The sequence below is a fragment of the uncultured Maricaulis sp. genome (assembly GCF_963976135.1).
Lineage (GTDB): Bacteria > Pseudomonadota > Alphaproteobacteria > Caulobacterales > Maricaulaceae > Maricaulis.
Genome location: NZ_CAXBKN010000104.1, coordinates 1 through 8,131 on the forward strand (window position 1 = coordinate 1; position 8,131 = coordinate 8,131).

General features: G+C 64.3%; 9 protein-coding genes and 2 tRNA genes. 2 read left to right on the top strand and 9 right to left on the bottom strand.

The genetic code is table 11. The features are described 5' to 3' along the window. Positions 1–285 precede the first annotated feature (285 nt). Positions 286–2,397: an ATP-binding protein gene (locus tag AAC023_RS12325; RefSeq protein ID WP_339741498.1), complete on the top strand. Its 2,112-nt coding sequence runs from the start codon at positions 286–288 to the stop codon at positions 2,395–2,397. Positions 2,398–2,564: 167 nt separating this feature from the next. Here AAC023_RS12325 and AAC023_RS12330 read toward each other — a convergent pair. The 9 genes from AAC023_RS12330 to murA form a co-directional block, all read right to left on the bottom strand. Next, positions 2,565–2,640, bottom strand: a tRNA-Phe gene (locus AAC023_RS12330). A 126-nt stretch (positions 2,641–2,766) separates the two neighbouring features. Beyond that, the gene (gene yacG / locus AAC023_RS12335) at positions 2,767–2,949 is read right to left on the bottom strand and encodes a DNA gyrase inhibitor YacG (protein ID WP_339741499.1); all 183 of its coding nucleotides are present in this window, start codon (positions 2,947–2,949) and stop codon (positions 2,767–2,769) included. Beyond that, positions 2,949–4,019, bottom strand: a complete 1,071-nt coding sequence (locus AAC023_RS12340; protein ID WP_339741500.1) for a ribonuclease E/G — start codon at positions 4,017–4,019, stop codon at positions 2,949–2,951. The genes yacG and AAC023_RS12340 overlap by 1 nt, the downstream gene beginning before the upstream one ends. After that, positions 4,016–4,624 (bottom strand): Maf family nucleotide pyrophosphatase, encoded by a 609-nt coding sequence (locus AAC023_RS12345; protein ID WP_339741501.1) that lies wholly within the window; start codon positions 4,622–4,624, stop codon positions 4,016–4,018. The genes AAC023_RS12340 and AAC023_RS12345 overlap by 4 nt, the downstream gene beginning before the upstream one ends. 38 nt (positions 4,625–4,662) lie before the next feature. Continuing rightward, the gene (gene infA, locus AAC023_RS12350) at positions 4,663–4,881 is read right to left on the bottom strand and encodes a translation initiation factor IF-1 (protein ID WP_019961978.1); all 219 of its coding nucleotides are present in this window, start codon (positions 4,879–4,881) and stop codon (positions 4,663–4,665) included. Between the two features lie 115 nt (positions 4,882–4,996). Beyond that, positions 4,997–5,431: a low molecular weight phosphatase family protein gene (locus AAC023_RS12355; RefSeq protein ID WP_339741502.1), complete on the bottom strand. Its 435-nt coding sequence runs from the start codon at positions 5,429–5,431 to the stop codon at positions 4,997–4,999. Next, entirely contained in the window at positions 5,428–5,931 is a 504-nt protein-coding gene (locus AAC023_RS12360; RefSeq protein WP_339741503.1) for a UPF0262 family protein, read from the bottom strand. The genes AAC023_RS12355 and AAC023_RS12360 overlap by 4 nt, the downstream gene beginning before the upstream one ends. Beyond that, on the bottom strand, positions 5,928–6,368 hold the full coding sequence (locus tag AAC023_RS12365) for a DUF2948 family protein (RefSeq protein WP_339741504.1): 441 nt from the start codon (positions 6,366–6,368) through the stop codon (positions 5,928–5,930). The genes AAC023_RS12360 and AAC023_RS12365 overlap by 4 nt, the downstream gene beginning before the upstream one ends. 12 nt (positions 6,369–6,380) lie before the next feature. Then, positions 6,381–7,646 carry a UDP-N-acetylglucosamine 1-carboxyvinyltransferase gene (gene murA, locus AAC023_RS12370; protein ID WP_339741505.1) on the bottom strand — a complete coding sequence of 422 codons (1,266 nt, stop codon included), beginning with the start codon at positions 7,644–7,646 and terminating at the stop codon, positions 6,381–6,383. Positions 7,647–8,052: 406 nt separating this feature from the next. Between murA and AAC023_RS12375 the strand changes: the two genes are divergently transcribed. After that, positions 8,053–8,127: transfer RNA gene (locus tag AAC023_RS12375), tRNA-Thr, on the top strand. Positions 8,128–8,131 lie beyond the last annotated feature (4 nt).

Here is an 8,131-nt window from a genome sequence, read left to right on the forward strand (position 1 = left end):
ACCTCGTCGCCGTCGGCCGCGCCCTGATCTCCGACCCGGAATGGGCCGCCAAGGTGCGCGATGGCCGGTTTGATGAGCTGGAAGACTTCCAGGCGGAACAGCTCAAGGAGCTGGTGTGATCTGACACACCGGATGTTGATGCAAGAACGCCCGGCCGGTTGGTCGGGCATTTTTGTTGGGGGGGCGCGCGCGGAGATGGCGGAGGCGGCCAACCCCATCCAGTCGCGTTAAGCTTATTTTTTGCTCCGCCCCGCATTCTGGCAAACCTAGCATGAAAGCGGGCGAATGGCGCAGGACAAAACTCGACAAGAGTTCAATCAAATCAAGATCCTGAGCCTTGACATCCTGGCCTGGCCCCTGCTTGTGCTGCTGGCTGGCCTGGTCAGCACCTACCTGCTCGCTGCCCGCGCCGAGACCGAACGGCTTGCGGCGCTGCGTTTCGCGGTCGAAACGCGGGCAGACGATCTCGGCGACCATCTGCAATACCAGCTCGGCCAGGAAATGCTCGCAATCGACCGCCTCGGGCAACGATTTGCGGTGCGGCCGGAAGGCCTGCCCTATGAAGTATGGGTTGCCGACGCCCAGGCGTATCTGGAAGACAAGCCATGGATGCAGGCCATCGAATGGGCCGATACCAGTTATCGCATTCGCTGGATCGAGCCCTTGATTGGCAATGAAGCGGCTCTTGATCTCGACCTGTTCAGCGTGGAATGGCGCAGAATCGGGATCAATAATGCGGTGCGCAACCGCGAGATGATGGTCACCAATAGTTTCCAGCTGGTCCAGGGCGGGCGCGGCCTCGTTGCCTATTATCCCGTCCGCCATGATGATGTACCGGGCGGCCTGATCATCGGCGTTTTTGCGGTTGAACGTCTGATCGGGAACTTGCTGCAAATTGAAGAACTGAGCCAGTTTTCGATCGCCGTCGAAGAATTGGGCGAGACCATCTGGACCTCGCAGAATTTCGCTGCCGGGCCTGAAAGCACCCGTGCGATGGCTGCAGCGCTCGTCGAGTTCAACGGCGTGGAATGGACCTTACGCGTGCGCCCGACTGCCGAATTGCTCGACGGTTTTCGGCCGTATGCCGTGTCCGCGACCTGGACCATCGGCTTGCTGCTCAGCCTGTTGGCCACCAGCGTTGCCGCCGCGACCCTGGTCGCCAACAGGCGGGCGATGGCCCTGCGCGGCATGGTGACCACGCTCAATGCCCGTGAAGCCGAACTCGAAGGGGCCACACGCCTTGCTCAAAGCGCCAACCAGCTCAAGAGTCAATTCCTCGCCAATATGAGTCACGAAATCCGCACCCCGTTGAACGGCGTGCTCGGCATGGCGCAAGTGCTTCAAGGGACGGGCCTTGATAGCCAGCAGCGCGGCATGGTGGGGACGATCCGGGAGTCGGGCGAGTCCTTGCTGGGCCTCCTGGACGATATTCTCGACCTGTCAAAGATCGAAGCGAACATGCTGGCAGTTGCCAACGCGCCCTTCGAGCTTGACGATTTGCTGGGCGCGGTGATGTCCGCCCACAGCCTCATGGCGACCGAGCGCGGCCTTGCGCTGACGCTTGATATCGCCGAAGCGGCGCGCGGCAGTTTTATTGGCGATGCCAACAGGTTGAGGCAGATACTCAATAATCTGATCGCCAATGCCCTGAAATTTACCGGGACCGGCAGCGTCAAGGTCACCGCGGACTTGCGCCGCGGGGCGAGGAGCGAGGAATTGGTGTTCGAGATCGCCGACACCGGCATCGGCATGGACCCAGAGACCTGCGACCGGGTCTTTGCCCCCTTTATGCAAGCCGATGCCTCGACATCACGAAAGTTCGGCGGCACCGGCCTCGGCCTGTCCATTTCCCGGCGCCTGTGCGAACTGATGGGCGGCTGGATCCGGGTCGAAAGCGAGCCGGGTCAGGGGTCCGTATTCAGCTTTGCCATTCCCGCGATACGCAGCCAAGGGGCGGCCGGCGAAGCGACACCCGCCACGGCCACACCCGGCCCGGAAGCCGTGCTGGCTCACACCAATATCCTCGCGGCCGAGGACGTGGCCACGAACCGGCTGGTCCTGCAAAGCCTCCTGGCCCCGCGCTGTCGCGAGATCACCCTTGTCGAGAATGGAGAGCTGGCTATCGAGGCCTGGAAGCGCCGGCGGCCCGATATCATCCTGATGGATATCCATATGCCGGTGATGGACGGCGTCACCGCGATCCAGACCTTGCGGGCGATCGAGATCGAACAGAACCTGTCGCGAACCCCGATCATCGCCCTGACCGCCAACACCATGGCCGACCAGATCAATGCCTATCTGCAGGCCGGCGCCGACAATCACCTCGCCAAGCCCTACCGGTTCGAAGCCCTTGCAGCCATCATCGCCGAAACGCTTGCCGCCAGCAGGATCACCTGACACGCGCGGCACGGGCAGCATCTGGCGTCCGGCCTGGCAGGGACCCAAGGGATCAATGCGCTCCGCGAACCGCCACCAGTCGCGGGGGCCCGTCACCGACATTCTGGAAACAGCCAGCCCACCGGAGCGCAACCCGTGGCGGAGCGACGGACCATAAGATGGGAAAATGGTGCCCGGGGGCGGATTCGAACCACCGACACGCGGATTTTCAATCCGCTGCTCTACCAACTGAGCTACCCGGGCACCGGGTCCGCCTGGCGACTTTGGGCCGCTGGCGAGAGCGCGGTTTATAAGGGGCGCGCCGGGGTCTGTCCACGATGCAGCGCTCTGGATCGCAGATTATTGCAGTGAGGCCCGCCCCTTGCCCGGCTATTCCTTGTCGGGCTGGCCCGGCGGGGTTTCCTCGGCCTGGTCGACCGGCTCGCCGGGGATGGCGTAGGCGCCGGTGAACCATTTGCCAAGATCGAGATCGGCGCAGCGTTTCGAGCAGAAGGGTTTGAAAGCCTCGACCGGCGGATTCTTGCACATCGGGCAGGTAACGGGTTTGGGCATCAGGATTTCACTCCGCATTCCTCGCGGCCGAACTCCTCGCGCAAGGCAATGGTGAAGCGGGCACCAATTCGCTCGGCCAGGGCCGCATTCCAGCCGATGGCGTCGGCTTCAAGCCAGGCATGGATTTCAGCCGGCACTTGCAGCACCAGCTTGCGTGAACGCTGCGCCCGCGCCTCGCCCTCGAGCCGCCGGATGGCCGCCAGGGCGCAGGTTTCGACGCTTGGGCGACCGGTCCCATCAAGCTGGATTTCGGCCAGGGTGCGACCGCGGCGCTGGCGTGCCAGCTCGCCAACGCAAAACTGCGACAGCGGCGCGACATCGACCTTGGCGCGGTCATTGCGAAAAGCCTGGCGCAGCGCCTGTTCAACCGCCTTGCGCTCGGGCTGGCCGCGCATATGGACGAAATCAATCGCGGCAATACCGCCGAGGCCGCGCAGGCGGATCTGGCGCGCGGCTTCCTTGGCGGCGGAGAGATTGAGCGCCTGCGCCAGCTGCAGCGGCGAGCCGGTGCCCTTGCGGCCCTCGGCATCGACATCGATTGTGACCATGGCGCGGGTCTGCTCGATGCAGAGCGAGCCGCCGCCGGGAATGGGGGCGACGGGATCCATCGCCAGTTCGAAGGCTTCCTCGATATCGAAGTCCGTCTCGTCGGCCCAGACAACGTCAGCGCCCGAGAAGATCTGCGCCAGGCGCTGGGCCAGGATGGGGGCCGGTTCGAGGCATTCCGGGGCGTCCCCGGCCGGGACGTCCACCAGGTTGAGCGTCGGGCCCTTGTCGGCAAAGGCTTCGCGCGACACACGCACGCCGATCGCCGCGCCTTCATGCAAGCCCTTGGGACGGCCGGCTTTTCCGAAGGGCATAAAGCCCTCCTCGCCGAGGCCGAGATCGACGAAGGCGGCATTGAGTGCCGGTTCGACACGGCGGACGCGGCCGCGATAGAGCTCGCCCTCGACAGCGCGCTGGCGCAATTCCGACCAGCGGTCGAGATGCAGTTCGACGATACGGCCATTTTCGGCGACCGCGGCGCGGGTCTCGCCGATATTTTCTTCGATCAGGATCTGGCGGATCATGGGGTTTTCGCCTCGTTTCGGGCCTCGAATACTGGAACGCCACGCCCGGCCAACAGATTGACCGTCTCATACATCGGCAGGCCGACAACGCCGGTATAGGAGCCGATCAGCGAGATCACGAACGCCCCGGCGCGACCCTGGATGCCGTAACCGCCCGCCTTGCCGCGCCATTCGCCGCTGGCGATATAGGATTCCAGCTCCGGCGCGCTCAGGCGTTTGAACTTGACCCGCGTCTCGACCAGCTTGGCCGTCAGTTCGCCCTCCGGCGTGCGCAGGGCAATGCCGGTATAGACGCGGTGATTGCGGCCCGACAGCAGGGCGAGACAGGCGCGCGCCTGGGCCTCGGTCTCGGCCTTGGGCAGGATGCGGCGGCCGACGCCGACAACGGTATCAGCGGCCAGGACATAGGCGCCGCCATCGGGATGGGCGGCGGCCTTCTCCAGCGCAAGGCGCTGCGCCAGGGGGCCAGGCAGCTCTCCGGGGATTTCGCTCTCATCGATATCGGTGGGCTCGACAGCGTCCGGGACAATGCCGACGCTGGCCAACAGCTCGAGGCGGCGCGGTGAAGCGCTGGCCAGGATCAGGCGTGGGCGGGGCTCAGCCATTCGGGCATCCGTTTCGCGCATCCACGCCTGTCGGGGTCTTATTTGAAGCGATATGTGATCCGGCCCTTGGTCAGATCATAGGGCGTCATCTCGACCAGCACCTTGTCGCCGGCCAGAACGCGGATACGATTCTTGCGCATCTTGCCCGCGGTGTGGGCAATGATTTCATGGTCGTTTTCGAGCTTCACCCGGAAGGTCGCGTTCGGGAGCAATTCCGTCACTTCGCCGGGAAACTCCAATAATTCTTCTTTAGCCATGCGGCTCCTCATACTCGTAAATGCGGGACAAAAAAATCAGCAGATCAGCCCGACTCCCGGGCCGATTGCGCCCCGGCGCGCGTTATAGTCCCGCCTGCCCCATAAAGTCGAGGCTTCAGGCGCTTTTTGGCGGCAAGTCCCAATCGGCTATGCGCGCCTTGATGGCATCGCGCGTTTGCCGATAGGCAGCGAGGCGCTGTTCGCGGCTGCCACCGGTCTCGCTCGGATCGGGAATTGGCCAGGCCTGGAACTCGGCCGACTTGTCGGCTGCGTATTGCCGGGCCAGGCGGTCAGCGGCGCTCGAAAGCGATACGACCAGGGCGGCCGGCGGGTCGATGACACCGCTCAGCGCCATCGGCGAGATGTCTTCCAGATCACATCCCAGTTCCGCCATCACGGCCAGCATGTAGCCATCGGCAAAGGCGGCCGGGATAACGCCGCACGAGCGCGCCTGCGCCGCATCGCCGAATTGCCGGCGCCACAGCGCTGCCGCCATCGGCGAGCGGATCGCATTGCGACCGCATACGAACAACACGGAAGGCACGCTCATGACGCGGCCCGCCGGTGCAGGGCACAAATCAGGGTGAAAAGGCGGCGCGAGGTGTCAAAATCGACTTCGATCTTGCCCGACAGGCGTTCGCGCAACAGGGTCGAGCCCTCATTATGGACGCCGCGGCGCCCCATATCGATCGCCTCGATCTGGGCCAGCGGCGCATCGCGCACAGCCTCGTAATAGCTCTCGCAAATCATGAAATAGTCTTTGACGATCCGGCGCAGCGGCCCCAGCGCGAAGACAAAGGCACGGACCGGAGTGTCATCTTCCAGCCGGACATCGAACAAAAGCCGGTCATGCTCGATCGCCAGGCGCAGGGCATAGGGGCCACTGGTATCGCCGACCGCGTCGCTGACCGGGCGGAAACTATTGCCCTCGAGCAGATCGGCAATCGCAACCCGCCGCTCATGATCGGCGTTCACATCGCTCGGGCCGATACTGGCCAGGTCGAGATCGATCCGGACAATCCGGTCCGGCAGGTTGGCATCGGCGGTCATGACTGGTCCAGTTCATGTTCGGGCCGCCGCGTCGCCGGCCACGGCGCGCTGATATCAATCATCGCGGCATCGAGGCATTCAACATCGAGGCGCATTTCGCCGCCGCCGGAGAAGACGAGCACAATTTCGCCGGAAGGTGGCTCGGCGGGCACGAAGCTGATCGAGAGCAGATTGACCACCGCCTCATCAGCCCCCTGACGCAGATTGTGCGAACGCGCGGCCCGGACATGGCCAAATTGCAGCCCGCAACGCACGCGTTGTTTACGACCACCCGCCTCCCAGCGAAAGCGGTTGAAGGCGATGGTGAAGCTACGCTGACGGCTGGAGAATTCGAAATCGCCCAGCTGGGCCACAGCATCCTGCAGGGCAGCGGAAATCGCCTCCAGATCGGTCACATCCAGCGCCGTCAGGCGAAGCGGGGCTACAGCGCGTTTCACGTCATTTCTCCGTCAGTCTGACCGGCGTTCGATGCGGGCACCGCAGCCGGACAATTTCGCTTCCAGTCGCTCGAAGCCACGATCGAGATGGTAGACCCGGTTGACCACGGTTTCACCCTCGGCTGCAAGCCCGGCAATGACCAGGGAGACCGAGGCGCGCAAATCCGTCGCCATCACCTGGGCACCGCGCAGGCGCGGCACGCCGCGCACCACGGCTTCACTGCCGTGCACGCTGATATCGGCACCGAGCCGCGTCAGTTCGGGCGCGTGCATGAAACGATTCTCGAAAATCGTCTCGCGGATCACCGATGTGCCTTCAGCCAGGGTCATCAACGCCATGAATTGCGCCTGGGCATCGGTGGGAAAGCCCGGATAGGGCTGGGTCTCGATATCGACGGCGGTCAGGCGTTCACCATTGCGCGCCACGCGCACGCCCTGATCGGCCGGCTCGACGGTGACACCGGCATCGCCCATGGCCCGCCAGAGCGATTTGTTGTGGGACCAGTTCGCGCCATCAAGGACACAATCGCCCCCGGTTGCTGCGACCGCGAGGGCATAGGTCGCCGTCTCGATGCGGTCCCCGACGACATGGTGGCGCACGCCCCTGAGGCGGCGCTGTCCCTGGATCCGGATGGTGCTGGTGCCGGCACCTTCGACCAGCGCACCCATCGCCGTCAGCATGGCGGCCAGATCGGCGAGCTCCGGCTCGCGGGCCGCATTCTCGATCACGGTTTCGCCGCGTGCCAGGGCCGCAGCGAGCATGGCGTGTTCCGTCGCGCCAACCGAGGCGAAGGGCAGATCGATCTCGCCGCCGACCAGCCCGCCGGCCGGCGCCGTGGCGTCGACATAACCTTCGGAGACCTCGATCCGGGCCCCCAGCGCCTCGAGCGCCTTGAGATGCAGATCGACCGGACGGGCACCAATGGCGCAGCCACCGGGCAAGGAGACGCGGGCATGGCCCTCACGGGCCAGCAGCGGCCCGAGCACATTGAAGGTAGCGCGCATTTTGCGCACCAGGTCATAGGGTGCGTAAGTATCCGCGATCACGCCGGCATGCAGATTGAGTTCAGCGCCATCGCCTTCCTCGACCACAACGCCGAGCTTGGCGAGCAAATGCCCCATGAAACGCGAATCAGCCAGCCGCGGCATATTGGTGAGCGTCACCGCTTCATCGGTCAGCAGCGCCGCTGCCATCAGTTTGAGCGCCGAATTCTTCGCACCGCTGATCGGAATACGGCCTTCGAGCCGCGCGCCACCCTGGATGATGATCCGGTCCATTCTCACTCCTCAATCCGTTGAACACACATGCAGCGGTGCGAACCCGGCGGGATTATGACCCATCCTGCGGAGTTTTCGTGGCAGGGATTGCAGACGCTTGTGCAGTCCGGCCCTCGCCCGCCTCGCCTTCGCCCGCATCCACGGCCGGATCATCCGCAGATGCCGGGGTCGATGCCGGCGCGGCACGGTCGGCCTTGCGCCGACGCAAATTGGTGCGCAGAGCCGCGGCCAGCCTTGCCTCACGTGTGTCTGGATTGCCTGAAGCAGGCGGCTTGCGCGGCGGGGTCGGTGTGTTGCTCATGTCATTGGTCATGTCGAACGCAGCTCGTCACGTCAAGACGCACTTGGCGGGAGGCCGACCATGTATTATACGCCCGGCTTCGCGTCGCGACTAAAGCGACCCGGCGCCGCCATAGCTCAGGGGTAGAGCGCGTCATTGGTAATGACGAGGTCCACAGTTCAAATCTGTGTGGCGGCACCATTTT